Source organism: Rummeliibacillus sp. NPDC094406 (assembly GCF_044763875.1).
Classification (GTDB): Bacteria; Bacillota; Bacilli; order Bacillales_A; family Planococcaceae; genus Rummeliibacillus.
This window is the reverse complement of the sequence record NZ_JBIWGZ010000001.1, coordinates 286425-305079: the sequence shown is the minus strand read 5'-3', so window position 1 is coordinate 305079 and position 18655 is coordinate 286425. Positions and strand designations below refer to the sequence as shown.

Sequence of the window (18655 nt, the reverse complement as noted above, 5' to 3'; positions counted from 1 at the left end):
TTAAATACATTAAGAAGAGAAATCCCAAGTAACAGTTCGAAGATGTGTCATATCTAACATTGTATATCTTCCACCAATACGTCCCCAGCCTGTGCGAGTTCCGGCTGCTCCACCAAATGGTACATGAGGCTCCCAATAACCGCCATGTTCATTGATAATCGTATTCCCAGTTCGTAAATTATTCATATATTTAAAAGCACGTGCAGAGCTTTTTGTATACACAGCAGACTGTAGTCCTAAATAAGAGTCATTACCAATTCTGATAGCCTCTTCATCACTACTCACAGTAATGATTGGTACAATCGGTCCAAAAGTTTCATGTTGATTGATTAAAGTATCTAGTCCAACATTATCAATAACTGTAGGTTCGAAATAAAGATTGGTTGGATAATTTGTTGCTCTTTTACCTCCTAAAAGAACTTCTGCACCTTTTTCGAGAGCATCTTGTACATGAGATTCCATCTTTGAAGCTACCGCTTCATTGTTCATCGGCCCAACTTTTGTTGACTCATTAAATGGATCTCCTAATGACCATTTTTTTGCCTCTTCAACTACACGTTCTACGAACTCATCGTGAACTTTTTCATTAACAAGAACTCTTGCTGTAGCACAGCAAACTTGGCCACCATTAAAGAACCCTCCATGAACTGCTCCTTTTGCTGCAGCATCAAGATCAGCATCTTCACAAACAATTGTTGGACCATTACCACTTGCTTCAATAATCGATGGTTTTAAGCCCGCTGCACGGACAATTTTTTCAGCAGCAGTATGGGATCCGATAAATCCAATTGCATCAACTTCTGGGTGTTCAATCAATTGTTGGCCTACTTTTCCGTCACCATAAACCAAGTTAAATACTCCTGGTGGGATGTCCGCTTCGTGCATTATTTCTGTAAACAGACTAATAATGCCTGGTGTATACTCCGAAGGTTTAAGTACGATTGTATTTCCTGCTGCAATTGCAGGAGCTACAAACTCTGCTAACATAAGCGTTGGGAAGTTCCATGGAATAATGATTCCATAAACACCATTTGCTTTTCGGAATGTGAAAATTCTTTTATTTTTATCTAGAGATGGGATAATTGACGTTTCCATACGTTTAGCATCTTCTGCAGCAATTCTAAATAGTTCTGCTGATTCTTCTATATCTGGAAGTGATTCACCTTCATATGGTTTACCTTGTTCCAGAGTAAGAGCACGGCTTAATTTTTCTTTATTTCGATCAATTGCATCAGCGATTGCGTAACAAACGCGACCACGGTCCCATGCAGTTAAAGATTCCCATGATAATTGAGCCTTTCGTGCTGCAGCAACCGTAGCGTCAATTTCTTCTTTAGTAGACTCTGGAGCTCGATGTATTATTTCACCAGTAACCGGTGAAACTATTTCACGTACGTTTTCACTATCTGACTCTGTCCATTCCCCATTAATAAAATTTCGTAATACCACCATTTTAGTTTGCATAACAACAACCCCTTTTTTAGTTTTTAAAACTCATAAAAAACCATTTTGATTAAAGAGAAGATAGTTTTATAACATTACGAAACTAATTTCTTTTACAAATTACTACTTAATAGTATTTTTTATTTTTATTTGTTCTTGTTTAATTTGTTCTTTTTCTGAATAGGTAGAGATTAAAGTGATATTCTTTTGGGCTAAATAAGAAACAAACTTCACTGGATCAATACATTGTTCAGGAGGTTTTACACCTTTTCCTTCGATTTCATTATTTAATAACATTTGAGCTACGATTGATGCAGGCATACTTGTGACATACGCTAACGCATTAATATTCCACTTTTCTTGCCAGCCACATAATAATTCAAATTTAACAGAAGCTTTTTTTCCTGCTTTACTTCCTTTTATTTCAACCATTAGTTCATCTGTTCCCCACTGAGGATTTTCAGAAATCGTTTCTTTAAGCAAAGATACCAACTTTTGTCTAGGAGAGAGAGAGTTATTGCTACGAGTATCATTAAGCATTCCAAATTGTTCAAACACTTTAATCTTTTCAATTGTTGACGGATCCCAAGTATCTTTATAAGTTATTTCTTTCACTTGTGGAAAGCTTATTGGCAGCGTAGCTAACTCAGAATGAAGAATAGAGTATGTTCTTTGAGCACCAATTTTTTCATTAAAAATTGTATCCTCTTCATCACTTAAAGGTGGTATTTCATATAAATGTCCTTTTTTAACAACCATTGCATTTTTAGTAGCTTCATCTATAATAGTATCAATAGCAAAAGGGAAAGTTACTCCAGTAGTTGTAGACCCATAACGAATATGGATTTCTTCTGCAATGTCTAATAATTCTACTCCATATCTACTTAACACATTGGAGATACCAGGGTCCGATCCCATACCTGGAATTGAAAGAACACCTGCCTCTTTCATAAATTCATCAAGTTTAAGTTGTTCTTTAGTTAAGGTATAGAGTCCACCCAAATCTAGTACATCTACTTTTGCAGCAGCTGCCATTTTCATTACATCAATGTTAAACATGTAATTGGTTGCATTTACACATACCTTTGCTTGTTTCATTAGATTTACCGTATTCTCATAGTTTCTAATATCTAAGGAATGCACTTCTAAATTTTTTGCATTTAACTCATTTTTTAGTTGATGGAGTTTACCGAGGTCCATATCAGCTCCAATTACTTCCACTCCACTTTCAACTAAATCTCTGACAATAACATTACCAATAGTTCCAGTTGCACCTAATACAATAACTTCTTTCAAGATCCTAATCCTCCTTTCACGTGTTTTGCACGCTCATTTAAATATATTGCAAAATATGTGCCAACTTTTAAAACCCTATAAATAGGCAATTATTATCCAACTAATTCTTACTATGATGGCATCATGCATCAAAAAAAGGCAATATTGCATCAAAATTTCAAAAAATTAATTTATATTAATTTTATTCATTAAAATATATTTTAAATTAAATTAGCTTATTACATAATTCACCTAAACACTTATTTAAATTTAAAGCATTTATTGAGCTTCAAGAAATATTGAAAACACGAACTTTTCAGTAGTATTAGAAAATGAATGTGCCCGCAAATCAAATTGCGGGCACATTCACTCATACGAAATTAAATTTTTGTTTCTCCAAATGTTCCCCGTCTTTCATGTGGTAAAAGCTTAATTTGAACTTCTACTACATCAATTGGTTTACAAGCTATATCACCATTATCAAGAACTTTTAGTTCGTCTATGTATTTAACAGAGCAGCTAAATATCTCACTCAAGATTTCAGTCGTCTTACTAGTTCATGCAGTGTACTTGCCCAAATCATGTCAATTGAAAATTCCACTTTTACACGTATAGCCATTTTCCCAACCTGTTCTAACCCTTTTCAAGTTAATGTGTAATCTACTCTTCTCCTTGAATGTTACTATTCTCCTCTACCTTTTAACATTTTCGATTTAATTTTTCATCAATTGACTGTAAAATTCTATTATTCTCTTTCTGTAATTTCACCATATTTACCATAAACCAAATCACAAAAGCAATTGGTGTAATGTAAATGATTAACATAAATAACGAAGCAAAAGGTCCAATTCCCATATATAAACACCACCTTTACCACACATAAATGGAATTTTTTTATTATAGAGAAAATAGTAACATTTCTCTTTTTTGTTTTAAACAATTAAGGATAGATTTATATGGAATTCCATATAGCCTCATCATATCCCCCTAATACCCAATCTTTTTCAATAAGAAGCTCTTTACTATTTCTTTTGCTTTATTATATGTATCCTTTTTAAACTCCTTCGAATATGGATCAGCAAATCCATGAGCACCTGTAAGTATGTGGGATTCAATCCGCTTCATTTGTAGATGATTCACAAGTAATGTAACATCGAATGATTTTTCTGATTCACCATAAATACATAGAACTGAGCAAGCTGGTGTTATTTCTAAATAATTTCGAATACGAGACCCATAAAAACAAACGATTCGATCAACTTCTTTCAACTCACTACATAACCAAGCAATAGTTGCACCAACACTAAAGCCTATGATATGTATTTCTTCATATTCAGAGCTTAATTCTTCAATCAATTGCTTGCTTTCCAATGCTGCGGATATAAAAGCAATAGTTTCTGTGAAATGACGATAAGCTTGTTGTTCATCTTCATAACTAAATGGACTTTCCAACTTAATTAGATTTGGACAAACTACATCATAACCAAAATCAGCAAAATAATTGGCATAATACTTCATATGGTCATTTATACCATAAATCTCGTGTAATAATACTACTACTTTCTTTTGATTTTGCTTTATTACAAAAATGTTCATGCACCTCTTTTTTTACTAATTTCCCACTAAATCAAAGAATTTAAGTAAATAAACTAACGACTATTCATCTTATTCTAAATATTCATTTGCTAAATCCTTATTTTGATAGATTGCCATACCTGTTTTCAGCTTTTTAAAACCAAATTTTTCATAAAAAGTATCGTTTCCAGTTGTTGCAATTAATTGTATGCAAGACACATGTTTTAATTGGTTTAGTAAATTTTCTAAAGCTATTCTTGCAACACCTCTATTTTGAAAGTCTTTATGTACTACAACATCATAAATTGCAGCATTAAATACACCATCCGAAAGAGCTCTTGCAAACCCAATAATTTTTTTATCTTCCATTACAAATACCTTATGAGTACTTGCATCAAAAACTTTTTCAATTATTGATTCATCATGTTTCACCCAATCAACAGATTGATAAATATCCTTTAAAATAGCCAAATCTTGTTGATCTAAATCATATTTGATCGTGATCAAAGCTTCCACCCCCTAATTAATCCTAATTTCTGGTCGTTTACACTATCCATTTTTAATATATATTATCATTAATTACCATTTAATTTGTTATTAAAATAGATACTTTAAGGTTTTTTTGATATAAAAGAGAAATTATTTATGACACTTAATTACCTAAATAAACATAATATGAACGGAGCATTTCAATGATTATAAATGATAAAGCATTTTCATCAAATGGTTTAACTTACACTATAAGATCTGCAGTTGAAAAAGATGCAAAAGTCTTGTCTGAGTTAAGATTACAGATTGACGGAGAAACGGAAAATCTTGATAGAGAAAAAGGAGAGGCATTCATCGATATTCAGGGATTTGAACAGCTTGTCAAAACAGACACTGAGATGACAAGAAACTTATTTTTAGTCGCGGTTGTTCAGAAAACCATCGTAGGATTTTCAAGGTGTGAAGGAACATATCTACATAGATTCTCTCATAAAGTTGAATTTGGCGTGTGCATTTTGAAAGAATTTTTGGGAAACGGTATTGGAAAGAATCTACTAAAAGAATCCATTCGCTGGGCTGTTTCCAATGACATAAAAAAAATCACCTTAAACGTTTTAGAAACAAACGAAAAAGCGATTAAAATTTATACCAAATTAGGGTTTGAAATAGAAGGTATTTTGATAAAAGATAAAATCCTTTTAGATGAAAAATACTATAATACTGTGATTATGGGAAGATTTAACGAATGATCTTCCTATGTCATTCCTCCCAATATCTTTCCATTAAGGAGACAGACCAATTTGGCTGACTTACTTCACCCTTAGGTAAAAATTCTTTCATTACTGGTTTAATATCAATAATTGGTGTTCCATCAATCGCATCTAACCCTTTTACTATGATTCGATTGTCTTCAACCTGTAATAGTTCCACAATTGTTACGCCCAATTTATTCGGTCTATTCTTTCCTCTTTGAGCAAATATTCCAACTTCAGGATATTTTGTATTATTTCTCGGATGTCTAGCTTCAAACTGAATTTTATCGTCGGAAACTTTGTTGAAATAAAAAATGATTTCTAAGTGAGAAAACTCATTTATTCCTTTAATTGCTGCAATATTTATATTTTCGTCAAGCTTAATTGTTGATATGATTGATCCCCACTGATCATCTTCAATATCAATTCTAGAATTATTAACAAAAGCTATTGGACTGATTATAAATTGCAAAGTAGTCCCCTCTTTACTTTGTATTTTCTTTCATAACTCAGCCTCTTTACATTTATCTTAAAATAGAAGCAATATTAATAAAATTAATATAAAACTTATCATTTACATAAGATTTTCTTATGACATTTAGTCCCTTAATTCCGCCAGTTAAAATAACGATGTTATTTCCAAATTTCCAGCATGTATCTACTTAATATATTATACAAAATATAAATTAGGACTGAAATTGTTAAAAGTCCGTGGATTAACGAGCTTGTGTAGCAATATTCAATTGGTTCGCCATTTCTTCTCTTAAAGACAATATGGTTCTAATAAAACTGCTATGTATTTAGTCTCGCCCCTTTCTCAATTTTAGTGATTTTACGTTAATTGTGATTATGGTTATACTCGTCATTCTGTTCGTGGTCATGATCACAACCACATGGTTCAGGAATAATATATCCATCTAAAACGAGTTCGACTTCTTCACCGGTATCATCAATGCCAATTGTGACATCTTTTAAATCGTCCACAACAGCATATTCTATTGCTATTTTCACATTGTCGACGATTTCAATTTTGTCATCCGTCTGAGCGGGTTCGAATTCAGCGGTCAAAACTGGCTGACAACATCCTGCTAAATTATAAAAACGCAAAGTATCTTCATTCTTCTCTGCCATTTCCTTCTTAAAAAATGCTGCAGCTTGTTCTGTCATTTGCATCTTTATCGCCTCCAAATTTTGAAAGTCCAACTTACAATAGAACTAGTGTAGCCACTAGCAATTCTCTTCATACATCGGAGTAGTTTCATCTGTGGAAGTAAAGATAAAGACCACTCTATAAAATTCAATATTGAATTCAAAACCTTTAAATAAGTAAACAACGCAAACGAATAACTTAAATAAAACTCGTAAAGACTAACTTTAACTTGCACTTAAATCAATGTTTTTTAGTAAATTCCAACTATTAATTTGAACAATTTGCTTATAATTTGTACTGTAATGGCGGTCTTTTTAGAGGAGGAAGAAAAAAATGATAAAAAAGTTAATGTATATTGCCCCTATGGTTTTAGTACTATTCCTTTCAGCTTGTGGAGATACGAAAGTGAAAAAAGAAGAAGGTGATTCATCTACAAAAACTGAACAAAAAGCAGAGAAAAAAGAGAAGAAGAAAAACAAAATCTACAAAGTCGGTGAAACAGTTAAAGTTAATGGTGTTAAAATTACTATTACTAAAGCGAAAATTGTAAAACCTGATAAAAACATTAAACCTCAAAATGGAAAAGTACTTCAACTGAACATAACAGTAAAAAACTCTAGCAAAAATAAAATATATGTAGATTCAAGTCATTTTAATTTATACAAAGGTGATAAATCTCAAGACGAATACTATGGTGGTAAAACACCTATTTCTGGAGATATAAACAAGGGGGAAAAACTTTCAGGTATCATCAAATACGACGTATCTAAAAATGGTACTTATAAATTAATTTACACTCCTACATTTAGTTTAGATCATAAAGAAATAAAATGGAAAATTGACGTAAAATAATAGTCATCTAGGCTACCGATTAAGGTGGTCTTATTTTGTTTAGGCAACTAATTATTTATTAACTAAGGCTACGGTAGGAGCAAATAAAGAACTGCTTCTTTACTATCTTCTTAAAATGTCATCATTTATTGCACTTACATCTTCACATAAAAAGACCACCTGTAACAGCTTTGCTATTAGTTACTTCCCTACTACCTAATACCAGACTAGAATGTGAAGTTAAGCTCAATCCTCAAAATGTTTCATACTTTTTCGACTTTAATTTTCGATTTCCAACCACATTTACATGTTCGTTCAAAAGTTCCTAATTTACCATTGTAGCCCATCGAACCAAGATTTGTGCTACTTCCTATGCTATTACTTCCACATTCAGGACAGGATTCATAATCTCTAACAAGTTCTCTGACCAAGCTCAAACTGTTAAGTATTTCATCCTTATATATAAAGCTCAAAATTTCTCTCCTCCACTTATTGTTTAAAATTGCGTTCACACTTTCATCATATTCATTCATTCGTGTAATTTGTGCATGTTTCTTGTATATATGCCCATATGTAAATTAATGAATACGCAGTTCAAATTCAATTCACATTACACTAAGTTAACGCAAAATGTAACTTATTATAAAAATCACGATAATAAAAGGAAACGCTTTAGATGGTAATCTCTTCTCTTGGCTTAATGGCATAGCAACCTAGATTCAACTGTAAACCTGATTTGTTTTATTATTTCACTCTTTACTCATTTTTTCCAGATCTTTACTAATAGAAGACTTTTTTAGTCTTTTGTTTTTTAGTAAATATTCAATATCCATCCGATTATCGTAAGAAAGCTGAATGTAGAAATAGTTAACGTATTCTAATATCGCAAAAATATAAAGAAACCCACTAATTGGTGATAAATTATTCCATTTTATATAATCAACGATAAATCCAAGTATTGGCACAAGTAGCAAAACTGTGTTTATTGTTTTGAAAAGCTTAAACATACGTACGATTTTAAAGGGGGTATTCACTTTATTTTCAGTTCGTATCCTCTTCCATTTTATGTACCAATAATACGCTCCTTGAAATAAAAGGAGGTCAAAAAAAATAAATGAAAACCAAAACGAACACAATGAATACAAATGAAATTGCGGATACTTGCTATTAAAAAAGTAGCTTAGAAAAATAAAAAGAATCCCAGAGATTAATTCACCTGTATATAAATATAAAAACCTTTTTTCTAATGATTTTTTCATTCATTATACCTTCTTTATTTAATTTTATTAAAACACTTCCTCCCTTTACTTCATTAAAAGTAAATTCTTTTCTTTACAGATTATTCAACAAATATTTCCATTCACCCTATTAAGCTGTCATTTTAATGGAATGGTACTATTCGTACTACTTGTTAAATCCAAAAAGCACCCTATGTATGCCTGCTAAGTACATATTACAAATTTTACATTATAATATATTTATGATTATTAGATTATTCTATAGATGGAGGAAATTGTATGGTTAAAATTTGGGCAAATAACCCTGAAGATACATATAAATTAATAAAACTAAAAGAATCCAATATTAAAAAGGCTGAAAAAATTTTCGGCATTAACTTACCGAAAGAATATATAGAAATTCTTAAAGATCAAAACGGAGGGGAAATTATATACAATGCTTTCCCAAGCCCTATACCTACTGCATGGGATGAGACTTCTAGATATATTGATCATATTTTTGGAATAAGTAAAGATCCAGGAATATTAGATACACCTTATTATATACAAGAGTGGAAAATGCCTGAGAATATCGTACTAATTAGTGGGGATGGGTCAGAATGGATTGCTTTTGATTATAGAAATACCAAAACAAATCCGCCTATTATTTATATTAATAATGACAGTAACGAAATAATAACTGTAGCTGACTCATTTAGTGAATTTGTTTCAATATTATATACTCAAGAAAATACTGGAATGTCTTTACTCGAACTTTATGAGGCACCTCAAACATCTCAACAAGAGGTAGAACAGTTTATTAATGAAAACAATATCGGCGAAATTATTGGTGCAATAAATCTTATTAGTCATGACATAGATGAAATGGATCATATAGATTTAAATTGGTATACTGATAAATTAATACAGCTAAGTCACCATAATGTTAGTGATGTCAGAATAGCGGCTGTTAAAGCAGCAATTGTATTAGAATACTTAATAGACAAAGACATACTAAATAAAATAATAAACATACTTAAAAATGATTCCGATATCGATGTTTTAAATTTTATTGAAATACTACAAGAAGAAATGAGGTAAGATTAATATTTTTTCACCAATCACTTATTAAATTAGATAAATTAAGCAAATCCCCCCTTGGAAAGGGGGGATCCAAGCATATAAGCCGTGTATTACAGGTCAGAGTCTCAAGAACTGTCTCGGAATTTTATTAGTCCCCCATTTTGAGTGGTCCATATTCAAGGAGGACTAATGCATGTAATTACTTCTGTAAACTATCACAATATTAATCTTTCGCGAATATACTATAGTTTCTATTGCCTCATCTTAACTTAATCTAAAGTTATGTTAGATTCGGTTTATCTTGTTAACGCATAGTAGATTACATAAATCCAACTTAGAATACCATGGAATATCGCCCACAAAATCGATTTGTTTACACTCCACGAAATTGCTATCGCTAAAGCTGAACCAAATCCAATGCCTGTTTTTACAGTTTCTTTCTTCTCCAACCTATCCCCCCCTGATTTATCTACTGCATTTTATTCATTCACACTCTCGAATACTCGTCAGCACAATTTGAGCGTGTTTGTTATATATATGCCCTGTTTTGTAATCTAACTCATTTGCAATCACTTCAACGTTATTCCTTTCAAAGATAAAAAAAGAAACACCCGCGTATGAGAATGTTGAATCTTACTATTCTTCTTCGTTTCTGATTGTAATTCCTGCCATATTTAAATACTGCTCATACTCATCGCTTACTTCTGTATAGGGTTTATTAATGATTCTTCCAATTTGTTTCTGTTTTCGTGTAATAGTCAAATCATTTAGCCGAGGACTTGGAATAATCATTCTATATCCATCGACTGCAACACCATAAAAAGATTCGATACTAGCCCCGTTAAAACATAAATTATATCTATTAAAATAACCCTTTTTATCAGGATAACAGTTCAACCATTCATTCTCATATGATTCATCAGGTTCTCTATCACTAGCAATACTGATTCTAATATCATTTATATAGTTGTATCTACCTAGATCATCATCATATGTCCAATCAAACTTATCAGAGTTAATAATTTCATCTAAAAATTCTTTAAGCTTCATTCTAAATACCTCCCTATTATCTTTATAATTCGACATATAGTAATATATTCCTTTTATTACTTATAATTATAAAAAATCAATAAAGAGTAATCATAACTGCTATGCTACACTAAACTAATGGTGGCTCATATCCTGGAAAAACTAGATATTTTAGAAATAATTAAGTAACCAATATACACACACGCATGCCAGTGTCTTACTGTATCGTTCTACAAGTGCATAATATATTTCTGAAAGATTAGGACACAAAGATGTACAAACTACTCTCAACACTTAAAATCATATTATAAAAGAGTTCAAAAACCGTGATAACAGCGTTTATCATGTGTAACGTTGTGTGTAATGTGTAACAAAATGTGTAATATGATCATAAAAGTTGGAATTTTTATCTAAATTTCAAATAATAAGCATAAAAAAAATACAGATAATCGTTGTTATTCCAACGTTCATCCGTATTTTTTAAACCGTTATAAGGCTCTTTCGTATTAATAAAGATCAATTAGCTATATTATGCCGAATAAGAGAATCGAACTCTTATCAATGGATTACGAGACCACCGTTCTACCATTAAACTAAATCGGCATTTAGATGATAGATTGTTTATCAGCTACAGGAGTTATTGTAGCACTTTTCAGGGAAACATGCTAGGGTTTAACTTTAGTAATATATTAATTCCCCTTTTACTACATCATAATTTTATGAATGAGTAGCTTTTTTTAATTTGTAACGGAATTGATTCAATTGGAAAAAGATAAAGCAGCCAATACAAAATCCTAGAATTGCAATACCAGATGCAATTGCAACCATAATTGTAAAAATATAACCCATTGCTGGTTTTTCTAATTCAAATCCTATAAAACCAAGAACTAAGCAACTTATGGCAATGCACGAATTAAATTTTTGTTGAATGACATCTTCAGGAATATATTCAGAAAGCTTTTTCTTTAAAAATAATCGTGCAAATTTCATTAATGGATTAAAATTGAAAAATAATCCTAATAAATTTGCAATAAGTGGTATTAATAATATTAGTGGTTGATGAAATATCCATGTAGCTATTGTACTTAATAAAATAGTCCATTGATTAACGCGAACTAGAGGTCTTGGAATAGACACTGGTCTTTGCATTTTAAAACCAACCTTTCGCATAAGAATTATATAAATAATACTACTTATTATGAAAAATCGAAAGGCTTTTATTTTATAATTTTTATTTTTTCTAATTCCAAATATTTCTTTAATATTCGAGTTAATTTCATATTTCGATGTTTTGATATAAAACACGAACATTAAATGAGGCATTGTTTGTGCTATATCTATTAGAATATTGTCTAGAGCGGAAGATGGTGACTCCTGCGGGAAAGCGAGACAGGTGAGACCCCGCAGGGAACGAAGTGAGCGAGGAGGCTCAACGCTCGCCCGCGGAAAGCGCCATCTGTAGCGGCATATTAAACAAATAGTATATTTGAAGTATATTCCGAATTATTGGATTGTACATTTAGATAATATTCGCGTTTTTTGTCTAGAAAAGTATTTATGAAATTGATTCATTCATAAAATAAATTACTTTACAATAAAACTAATACCTTCCATACTATCAACTTTGTAACAAATACCTTATAATAATAGAAAATAGTTTGTGAAAGAAGGTACTGAAATGAAAAAATGGAAGCTCATTTGTTCAATTTGTATAGCAGCTTCACTAATAGCCGCATGCAGCAATGATTCAGAAAAAACTTCAAAAGAACCCGCAAAAACAGAGGCATTTACTACTGAAACGCATAAGACGACTCAATCAAATAAAACTGATCAAAGTTCTACTTCTTCATCTTATAGTCAGCAACCTGAGAACTCGTCAAACAAGCCTATTGTTTCTGGACAAAAAATGACAGATATTGAAATACAAAAACTTAGCGATTTTATTGCAAAATATCCAGTTGAATATGCGAAGGCTGTTGAATCAGGTGACTTTACTCCTTTAGCAAACGAATACATTATGCACGACACAAAACTATACGAAGACCTTTTAGCAGAAATCCCCAAAAAACATAAACAAGGTATTCAAGAAAAAGTAAATAAAGTTGAAATTTCATCCATCAAACGTGATTCAGACACTGATTTCACTGTTAATACAAAAGAAGTCATTGCCAAAACACAAAATAGCAAGAAGGATACAAAAGTATTCCATCGCAAATATAAGGTCTATTACAATTATGTTGAAGGCAATGATGCACAAAGTTTCTTCCAAATTTCTGAAATTAAAAATGTAAAATAATCTTATCCATAACAAAATGGAGTAAGCACATTCGCTTGCTCCATTTTTTCATACTCTATTTATAGCTACCTAAAATCTTAATAGCTTCTTCAGTAACAGATGTATCAATCGCTTTATCAAAGTCGAATTTACCTTGAGTAGCACCATTTGCTTTGTACATTTCATACTGCTTTTTAATATCATCTACACGCATTTTTCCATCTGGATCAAGCCCAGTCACATTTACTTTATCCCATATTGCAGGATCTTTTAATGCTGTATATTTTGTCATGATATTGACGACTTCGGCTTTTCCTTCCCCTTTAGTGAAAGCATCGTTGTAATCACGTACACCTTTTAAATATGCAAGCATGAAGCGTAGCGATATATCCTTTTCATCTTTCATAAACTTAGGTGAAGCTAAAACTAATGCAATTTGTGAATCTGGTGCAAAATCAGTCGCATCGCCAAAACGGGTAAGAATTCCTTTACTAACACCTTGAGCAATCAATGGTTCAATACTGAGTGCTGCATCGATTGATCCATTTTCCAAAGCACCAAGCATGCTACCAAAATCATTCATAATAACTGTCTTAACATCCTTTTCTGTTAATCCAGCATGTTTTAACATCAGTTGATAGATATAGCCATCAATAGAGTTCTTTGAAGAGATTGCTATTTTTTTCCCTTTGAAATCTGAATATTCTTTAATTACATCTTTCATCCTGTTCCCAATAACGAATGTGAAATAGGATTTCCCTGGCATGTTGTGACCTTTATCCCCTACAATTTTAACGTCTATTCCTTGTGCGATGGCATTAAAGAATGACGCTGTCGATACCCCGCCCGCAATATCTACTTCACCTGCTGCAAGTGCTGGGAGCATATCATCACTATTTGCAAATTGTGCAAATTCTACCTCAATATTATAATCTGCAAAGTAGCCTTTCTCATTTGCAATATAAAAACCCGCTCCGGAGGCTGCCCCATCTTCGGCAATGACTACTTTAGCTTTCTTTTCTAATGGTGCTAAATCCCCTGATTTATTATCCTTACTTACTTCATTGTCAACTTTATTATGATTAGTCGTAGTTGTACTCTTATCAGTACATCCAGTAATGACCATCGCTAGTAATATGAATGGTATCACAAGCCCCCGTTTCAACCATTTCCCCATTCAAATCCCCCTTTATAAAACCTGTTACTTTCTAGACTTTTGTACTTCTTCATGTAAATGCTTTAATATATCTATAAAGTACTCCGCAGTTTGTTGATTAGCACGAATCTGTTCGATATTCCGTGGTCTTGGTAAATCGTTCTTAATTTCTTTTATGATTTTCCCAGGCTGTGCACTCATTAATAATATACGATCGCTTAGCAATAAAGCTTCATCGATACTATGTGTAATAAAAAGTACTGTCTTCTTCGTTTCTTCCCAAATGGATAATAATTCTTCTTGTAGAATGAATTTATTTTGTTCATCAAGTGCTGCAAAAGGTTCATCCATTAACAATATTTCTGGATCATTTGCAAACGCACGTGCAATACTAACACGTTGTTTCATACCACCGGATAACTCTTTCGGATATAACTTTGAAAACTTTTCTAGACCAACTTTCTTTAAATAGTAATCCGTTCTTTCTTTAATTAAGTTGCTAGGTAAATGTCTCATTTTCAAACCGAACGCTACGTTTTCCTCAACTGTTAACCAAGGAATAATCCCTCTTTCTTGAAAAACCATCGATTGAAGAGGTCGATCTTCCTGTCCCTGCATAATTTCGAATTCACCAACACTTGTTGTTTCCAGTCCCGCCAAAATTCTGAGTAATGTTGTTTTCCCGCAACCACTTGGGCCTACAAGACAAACAAATTCACCTTCTGAAATATCTAAAGAGACTTGATCTAAAGCTGTGACACTACTATTTTTCTTATAAAAAGCTTTCGTCATATTTTTGATAGATATTTTCGTTTGATCTTCCATTGTCTCACCTCCAAGGAAGAATTTTCTTCTGAAGATATCGAAGTATTAGTGAAAATAGATAGCCAAAAAATGAGATGAGTATGAGCCCAACAAACATCTCTTTAAGCAAAAAGGCTTTATAGGAGGTCCAGATTAAGTATCCGATTCCTGAAGTTGCCCCCATCATTTCAGCAGCAACAATCGTTAAAAGAGCAATTGCCTGCCCCATTTGAATGCCTTCCATCATAACAGGTAAAGCACCTGGAAATGCAATCTTAAAGAAGAAATCCTTTGAACCAGCCCCATAGTTTCTAGCTACATCCAAGTAAATGGAATCAATGTTGATTACTCCTGCAGTAGTGTTAATAACGACTGGGAAAAATACACTTCCAGCGATTGTCACTACCTTCGATAGATCACCGATTCCAAATAAAATGATTATGATTGGTAACAGGGCTAGAGTTGGAATTGGCATTAGTGCCATAACGATTGGTGAAATGAAATGCCGAATAGGAGAATATAATCCCATTAATAATCCGATGACTACACCAGGGATAACGCCCAACAAAAAGCCAGCAAATATCCGGTATAAAGAGATCCAAATGTGATGAAATAATTCTCCACTTACTGCCATACTAAAGAAAGTGTGTAGAATTTCAGTTGGTGGCGGGAAGAAACGGACATCAATCAAATTTGTTCGAGATAAAAACTCCCATAAAAGTAAGAGAAAAATAGGTGAAGCGATCGTAAGCATCTGCTTCATTCGTTCATTTAACAGTCTTTTTTTCCATTCCTTTTGTTCAATTTCGACAGGGTTATGGGTTTTAGTTATTTTTTCGTCCCTCATTCTTCACCACCTCTTCAATAAAGGATATGTATTTTCCCTCTAAAGTGTGTCGATTGCCTACGAATAAGGATAAAAAATTGGCAAGTAATTAATCATTTCTAAATACATTCATAAAATAATTTCATATGATTTCAATTTTCAAATAAAAAACCAAAACATAATGTTAATAAAATATATATTTTCATTACATCTTATTTACTTAGTTCTTAAGTATCTATATAATGAATACGTCACATGACTTTAATCATATAAATATAGATTGTTTAGGGGTAAAAAGAATGAAATTAGATCGAGATATTGTTTTTTTAGAAAAAAGTATTGCAAAAAGCGATTATGCTTCTGCCCGTACTATTATTGAGAACAACATAGAAAAACTATCAAGTCCTCGAATTCGCTCAAAACTAAGTATGGAAGCATTAACCTTCTTAAATTGTGTTATTCAATTAAATGATAAAAGAAATCAAGATTTATTTTCTAGAGAAACGCAACTAATTATTAGGCACATAAATTCTTTAGCTTATGACTGTAAATTTGCAGAGCTTAAATCTTATGCTTTTTTACAAAAAGATTTATTATCTAATCCTAGAATTTATAATTCGTTATGTGAAGATGCAAAGATATTCCTACCAAAGCCAAAGAATCTAGAAATGCAAGAAGTAGCAGCAGTTAATAATATGTAAGGGAAAAATGGAAGAAGTCACATAAGTAGTTTTAACTACTTATGTGACTTCCAAGTTGATTACACCTTATCCGTACACGAAGATTAAAATTGTCGAGCTTTCGCTTCACTTTTCAAAATACGATTATGAAGAGTCATCTCCGACTGTCCATTTACCTGAGATTTTGAATGTTTTAACCTAGTCCAGAGCTGATGAACTTTTTGAGATTTTGGATCTAAATGGTCCGGTTTTCCCATTGCTTTCACCCTCCTGATATCATGTCGGATTTCATAAGTGAAATCTTAAATAGTATCGCCTAAGCTACGGTTTTGTATACCTCTTGTTAAATCATTTAAAAGGAAATTTCAATGTTAAACTTTCACACTATCCAGCAATACATATCCAAAAACAATACCAGCAACTGTTGTTAAAGTTATCGTTGTATCACCTAACAGAAAAACTTGCTTTGAAAATAATAATTCTTCTCCTAATGATGAATATACTAAGTAAGGTAACAATGCAACATAAAGTACTGGAAATGCAATAGCGATTAACTTTACCCAATCAAAACTCCACTTCTTTTTCCCTTTTTTCTCAATTAAAAAATTAGGTAATCTTAACAATATACCAATAATTATAGGAAATACGAACGAAAATATCATTATTGGTAAATCGTTATATGATATTTCTTCTTCCTTACCTAAATATACTCTAAATCTTAATCCAGAATATATTCCTATCCCAATTATAGCTACCCACATTAAATAACTTATGAAGCGTTTCATTTTCAATTCCCCCTAAAGGAACTTATTCTCCGCTTAAAATTTCTCTTTATTAGTAACATTTTCCTGCAAGTTGCAATTATTTGCAATTATTTTTAGTTAAAATCAAAATAAAAACCCGGAAAATTAATTCCGGGTCTGATTTCACTTTTATCCTTTACGACGATTAAATTGTTTTGCATTCTGCTTCAATACTCAGACCTGATCCACGGGACTTCACTCCGTTTCTTATTAACTGAGAATTTTTAACGATTTAATCTTTATTTAGAGCTTTTGTGCTCACCTGGACTTGGTTCACCCATAGGATTAACCCCTCCTGATCAATAAAGAATATCTTAAGTGAAATCTTTAATAGTATAGCCTAATGTACGTTTTGTATACCTCTTAATAAAATTATTTTATAAGAAAAGTTCTTTCTATAGGGAAATTTCAAAAGTGCATACTTTCGCATGAATAAAGCAAAATAATTTTGAGGTGTATCTATGTTAAATAACACCAAAATTACTCTTTGTAGAATTTGTATTGTATTATGCAATTTAGTTATAGCCCCTTATTATTATGCTGTAGAATCAAATGAGGCTGAAATAAAAAATTTAGAGAAAAAAATTGAAAATCTTCAAAAACTATTAAAGGAAAAAGAAAGACGGCGACTCCTACGGGAAAAGCTTGAGCTGAAAGCCCCGCATGACGAGGAGATTGAAGCCAAGCCCGTGGAAAGCGCCGTCTGTAGCGGAGCATACAAATATGAACGTTGGAAATAAATGTATTGAAACGTTCGTATTTAAAAACCGAAAATGGATTTATGAAAATGATTCAATTTGCAATTATTTATAAAACTCCAAATAAAAACCCGGAAAATTAATTCCGGGTCTGATTTCACTTTATCCTTTATGACGATTAAATTGTTTTAGCTTTGCATTTCAACTCAGACTCTTTACGCGGGATTTTAAGCCGTGTCCATCACCTGAAATTTAACTATTTAACCTTTACCCAGAGATTGTGAACTCCCTGAGATACCTGAACTATTTTGTCTGGTTCACTCATTGGATTTTCACCCTCCTGATCATTCTAGATGCAGTAATATAACTTTATCCTTCATGATGATTAAATTGTTTTGCATTAAGCTTCATTACTCAGACCTGATCCACGGGACTTCACTCCGTTTCTTATTACCTGAGAATTTTAACGATTTAATCTTTGTTTAGAGCTATAGTGCTCACCTGGACTTGGTTCACCCATAGGATTAACCCCTCCTGATCATAAAAGGATTTCTTAAGTGAAATCTTTA

23 protein-coding genes and 1 tRNA gene are annotated in these 18655 nt (G+C 32.1%); 6 read left to right on the top strand and 18 right to left on the bottom strand.

Annotated features, from left to right (window positions below):
* Positions 1 to 9: 9 nt before the first annotated feature.
* From ACIQ4I_RS01435 to ACIQ4I_RS01410, 6 genes are all read right to left on the bottom strand, one after another.
* Complete coding sequence (locus ACIQ4I_RS01435; RefSeq protein WP_403092138.1) at positions 10 to 1464, bottom strand: aldehyde dehydrogenase family protein; 1455 nt, start codon at positions 1462 to 1464, stop codon at positions 10 to 12.
* Positions 1465 to 1566: 102 nt separating this feature from the next.
* A complete protein-coding gene (locus tag ACIQ4I_RS01430; RefSeq protein WP_403092136.1) occupies positions 1567 to 2739 on the bottom strand; it encodes a saccharopine dehydrogenase family protein in 1173 nt (390 codons plus the stop codon).
* 359 nt (positions 2740 to 3098) lie between these two features.
* Positions 3099 to 3254 carry a hypothetical protein gene (locus ACIQ4I_RS01425; RefSeq protein ID WP_403092134.1) on the bottom strand — a complete coding sequence of 52 codons (156 nt, stop codon included), beginning with the start codon at positions 3252 to 3254 and terminating at the stop codon, positions 3099 to 3101.
* 163 nt (positions 3255 to 3417) lie between these two features.
* Positions 3418 to 3573 (bottom strand): hypothetical protein, encoded by a 156-nt coding sequence (locus tag ACIQ4I_RS01420; protein WP_403092132.1) that lies wholly within the window; start codon positions 3571 to 3573, stop codon positions 3418 to 3420.
* A 132-nt stretch (positions 3574 to 3705) separates the two neighbouring features.
* Positions 3706 to 4314: a dienelactone hydrolase family protein gene (locus ACIQ4I_RS01415; RefSeq protein ID WP_403092130.1), complete on the bottom strand. Its 609-nt coding sequence runs from the start codon at positions 4312 to 4314 to the stop codon at positions 3706 to 3708.
* Positions 4315 to 4383: 69 nt separating this feature from the next.
* Positions 4384 to 4800: a GNAT family N-acetyltransferase gene (locus ACIQ4I_RS01410; RefSeq protein WP_403092128.1), complete on the bottom strand. Its 417-nt coding sequence runs from the start codon at positions 4798 to 4800 to the stop codon at positions 4384 to 4386.
* Between the two features lie 185 nt (positions 4801 to 4985).
* On the opposite strand from ACIQ4I_RS01410, the gene ACIQ4I_RS01405 reads away from it, so the two are divergent.
* Positions 4986 to 5531: a GNAT family N-acetyltransferase gene (locus ACIQ4I_RS01405; RefSeq protein WP_403092126.1), complete on the top strand. Its 546-nt coding sequence runs from the start codon at positions 4986 to 4988 to the stop codon at positions 5529 to 5531.
* 10 nt (positions 5532 to 5541) lie between these two features.
* On the opposite strand, the gene ACIQ4I_RS01400 is transcribed toward ACIQ4I_RS01405, so the two are convergent.
* Complete coding sequence (locus ACIQ4I_RS01400) at positions 5542 to 6006, bottom strand: SAM-dependent methyltransferase (protein ID WP_403092124.1); 465 nt, start codon at positions 6004 to 6006, stop codon at positions 5542 to 5544.
* A 365-nt stretch (positions 6007 to 6371) separates the two neighbouring features.
* The gene (locus ACIQ4I_RS01395) at positions 6372 to 6722 is read right to left on the bottom strand and encodes a hypothetical protein (RefSeq protein ID WP_403092123.1); all 351 of its coding nucleotides are present in this window, start codon (positions 6720 to 6722) and stop codon (positions 6372 to 6374) included.
* A 295-nt stretch (positions 6723 to 7017) separates the two neighbouring features.
* On the opposite strand from ACIQ4I_RS01395, the gene ACIQ4I_RS01390 reads away from it, so the two are divergent.
* Positions 7018 to 7536 (top strand): DUF4352 domain-containing protein, encoded by a 519-nt coding sequence (locus tag ACIQ4I_RS01390; RefSeq protein WP_403092121.1) that lies wholly within the window; start codon positions 7018 to 7020, stop codon positions 7534 to 7536.
* Between the two features lie 728 nt (positions 7537 to 8264).
* On the opposite strand, the gene ACIQ4I_RS01385 is transcribed toward ACIQ4I_RS01390, so the two are convergent.
* Positions 8265 to 8774, bottom strand: coding sequence for a general stress protein (locus tag ACIQ4I_RS01385; protein ID WP_403092119.1), 510 nt, complete (start codon positions 8772 to 8774; stop codon positions 8265 to 8267).
* 258 nt (positions 8775 to 9032) lie between these two features.
* Here ACIQ4I_RS01385 and ACIQ4I_RS01380 point away from each other — a divergent pair, with 258 nt between their 5' ends.
* Positions 9033 to 9833 carry an SMI1/KNR4 family protein gene (locus tag ACIQ4I_RS01380; RefSeq protein ID WP_403092117.1) on the top strand — a complete coding sequence of 267 codons (801 nt, stop codon included), beginning with the start codon at positions 9033 to 9035 and terminating at the stop codon, positions 9831 to 9833.
* Positions 9834 to 10111: 278 nt separating this feature from the next.
* On the opposite strand, the gene ACIQ4I_RS01375 is transcribed toward ACIQ4I_RS01380, so the two are convergent.
* The 4 genes from ACIQ4I_RS01375 to ACIQ4I_RS01360 all read right to left on the bottom strand — a co-directional run bounded on the left by ACIQ4I_RS01375 (position 10112) and on the right by ACIQ4I_RS01360 (position 11993).
* Entirely contained in the window at positions 10112 to 10264 is a 153-nt protein-coding gene (locus ACIQ4I_RS01375) for a hypothetical protein (RefSeq protein ID WP_403092115.1), read from the bottom strand.
* Positions 10265 to 10451: 187 nt separating this feature from the next.
* Complete coding sequence (locus tag ACIQ4I_RS01370; protein ID WP_403092113.1) at positions 10452 to 10865, bottom strand: hypothetical protein; 414 nt, start codon at positions 10863 to 10865, stop codon at positions 10452 to 10454.
* 511 nt (positions 10866 to 11376) lie between these two features.
* Positions 11377 to 11447: transfer RNA gene (locus ACIQ4I_RS01365), tRNA-Thr, on the bottom strand.
* 114 nt (positions 11448 to 11561) lie between these two features.
* A complete protein-coding gene (locus ACIQ4I_RS01360) occupies positions 11562 to 11993 on the bottom strand; it encodes a DUF4395 domain-containing protein (RefSeq protein ID WP_403092111.1) in 432 nt (143 codons plus the stop codon).
* Positions 11994 to 12522: 529 nt separating this feature from the next.
* On the opposite strand from ACIQ4I_RS01360, the gene ACIQ4I_RS01355 reads away from it, so the two are divergent.
* Positions 12523 to 13140: a TcaA NTF2-like domain-containing protein gene (locus tag ACIQ4I_RS01355; protein WP_403092109.1), complete on the top strand. Its 618-nt coding sequence runs from the start codon at positions 12523 to 12525 to the stop codon at positions 13138 to 13140.
* Between the two features lie 55 nt (positions 13141 to 13195).
* Here the strand turns inward: ACIQ4I_RS01355 and ACIQ4I_RS01350 are convergent, their stop codons facing one another.
* From ACIQ4I_RS01350 to ACIQ4I_RS01340, 3 genes are read right to left on the bottom strand one after another with little or no spacing between them, the layout of a single operon-like run.
* On the bottom strand, positions 13196 to 14296 hold the full coding sequence (locus tag ACIQ4I_RS01350; protein WP_403092107.1) for an ABC transporter substrate-binding protein: 1101 nt from the start codon (positions 14294 to 14296) through the stop codon (positions 13196 to 13198).
* A gap of 24 nt (positions 14297 to 14320) precedes the next feature.
* A complete protein-coding gene (locus tag ACIQ4I_RS01345; protein ID WP_403092105.1) occupies positions 14321 to 15100 on the bottom strand; it encodes an ABC transporter ATP-binding protein in 780 nt (259 codons plus the stop codon).
* Positions 15101 to 15104: 4 nt separating this feature from the next.
* On the bottom strand, positions 15105 to 15926 hold the full coding sequence (locus tag ACIQ4I_RS01340) for an ABC transporter permease (protein WP_403092103.1): 822 nt from the start codon (positions 15924 to 15926) through the stop codon (positions 15105 to 15107).
* A 278-nt stretch (positions 15927 to 16204) separates the two neighbouring features.
* Between ACIQ4I_RS01340 and ACIQ4I_RS01335 the strand changes: the two genes are divergently transcribed.
* A complete protein-coding gene (locus tag ACIQ4I_RS01335) occupies positions 16205 to 16606 on the top strand; it encodes a hypothetical protein (protein WP_403092102.1) in 402 nt (133 codons plus the stop codon).
* An 83-nt stretch (positions 16607 to 16689) separates the two neighbouring features.
* On the opposite strand, the gene ACIQ4I_RS01330 is transcribed toward ACIQ4I_RS01335, so the two are convergent.
* Positions 16690 to 16842, bottom strand: a complete 153-nt coding sequence (locus ACIQ4I_RS01330) for a YpzG family protein (RefSeq protein WP_403092100.1) — start codon at positions 16840 to 16842, stop codon at positions 16690 to 16692.
* A gap of 114 nt (positions 16843 to 16956) precedes the next feature.
* Positions 16957 to 17370, bottom strand: coding sequence for a hypothetical protein (locus ACIQ4I_RS01325; RefSeq protein WP_403092098.1), 414 nt, complete (start codon positions 17368 to 17370; stop codon positions 16957 to 16959).
* A gap of 479 nt (positions 17371 to 17849) precedes the next feature.
* Between ACIQ4I_RS01325 and ACIQ4I_RS01320 the strand changes: the two genes are divergently transcribed.
* Positions 17850 to 18128, top strand: coding sequence for a hypothetical protein (locus tag ACIQ4I_RS01320; protein ID WP_403092096.1), 279 nt, complete (start codon positions 17850 to 17852; stop codon positions 18126 to 18128).
* Positions 18129 to 18655: the final 527 nt, after the last annotated feature.

Bases quoted from the DNA above. Each gene is read 5' to 3' on its own strand.
- ACIQ4I_RS01435 (WP_403092138.1), bottom strand. From the start codon at position 1,464: ATGCAAACTAAAATGGTGGTATTACGAAATTTTATTAATGGGGAATGG.
- ACIQ4I_RS01420 (WP_403092132.1), bottom strand. From the start codon at position 3,573: ATGGGAATTGGACCTTTTGCTTCGTTATTTATGTTAATCATTTACATT.
- ACIQ4I_RS01415 (WP_403092130.1), bottom strand. From the start codon at position 4,314: ATGAACATTTTTGTAATAAAGCAAAATCAAAAGAAAGTAGTAGTATTA.
- ACIQ4I_RS01405 (WP_403092126.1), top strand. From the start codon at position 4,986: ATGATTATAAATGATAAAGCATTTTCATCAAATGGTTTAACTTACACT.
- ACIQ4I_RS01390 (WP_403092121.1), top strand. From the start codon at position 7,018: ATGATAAAAAAGTTAATGTATATTGCCCCTATGGTTTTAGTACTATTC.
- ACIQ4I_RS01385 (WP_403092119.1), bottom strand. From the start codon at position 8,774: ATGAAAAAATCATTAGAAAAAAGGTTTTTATATTTATATACAGGTGAA.
- ACIQ4I_RS01380 (WP_403092117.1), top strand. From the start codon at position 9,033: ATGGTTAAAATTTGGGCAAATAACCCTGAAGATACATATAAATTAATA.
- ACIQ4I_RS01370 (WP_403092113.1), bottom strand. From the start codon at position 10,865: ATGAAGCTTAAAGAATTTTTAGATGAAATTATTAACTCTGATAAGTTT.
- ACIQ4I_RS01360 (WP_403092111.1), bottom strand. From the start codon at position 11,993: ATGCAAAGACCAGTGTCTATTCCAAGACCTCTAGTTCGCGTTAATCAA.
- ACIQ4I_RS01355 (WP_403092109.1), top strand. From the start codon at position 12,523: ATGAAAAAATGGAAGCTCATTTGTTCAATTTGTATAGCAGCTTCACTA.
- ACIQ4I_RS01350 (WP_403092107.1), bottom strand. From the start codon at position 14,296: ATGGGGAAATGGTTGAAACGGGGGCTTGTGATACCATTCATATTACTA.
- ACIQ4I_RS01345 (WP_403092105.1), bottom strand. From the start codon at position 15,100: ATGGAAGATCAAACGAAAATATCTATCAAAAATATGACGAAAGCTTTT.
- ACIQ4I_RS01340 (WP_403092103.1), bottom strand. From the start codon at position 15,926: ATGAGGGACGAAAAAATAACTAAAACCCATAACCCTGTCGAAATTGAA.
- ACIQ4I_RS01335 (WP_403092102.1), top strand. From the start codon at position 16,205: ATGAAATTAGATCGAGATATTGTTTTTTTAGAAAAAAGTATTGCAAAA.
- ACIQ4I_RS01330 (WP_403092100.1), bottom strand. From the start codon at position 16,842: ATGGGAAAACCGGACCATTTAGATCCAAAATCTCAAAAAGTTCATCAG.
- ACIQ4I_RS01325 (WP_403092098.1), bottom strand. From the start codon at position 17,370: ATGAAACGCTTCATAAGTTATTTAATGTGGGTAGCTATAATTGGGATA.
- ACIQ4I_RS01320 (WP_403092096.1), top strand. From the start codon at position 17,850: ATGTTAAATAACACCAAAATTACTCTTTGTAGAATTTGTATTGTATTA.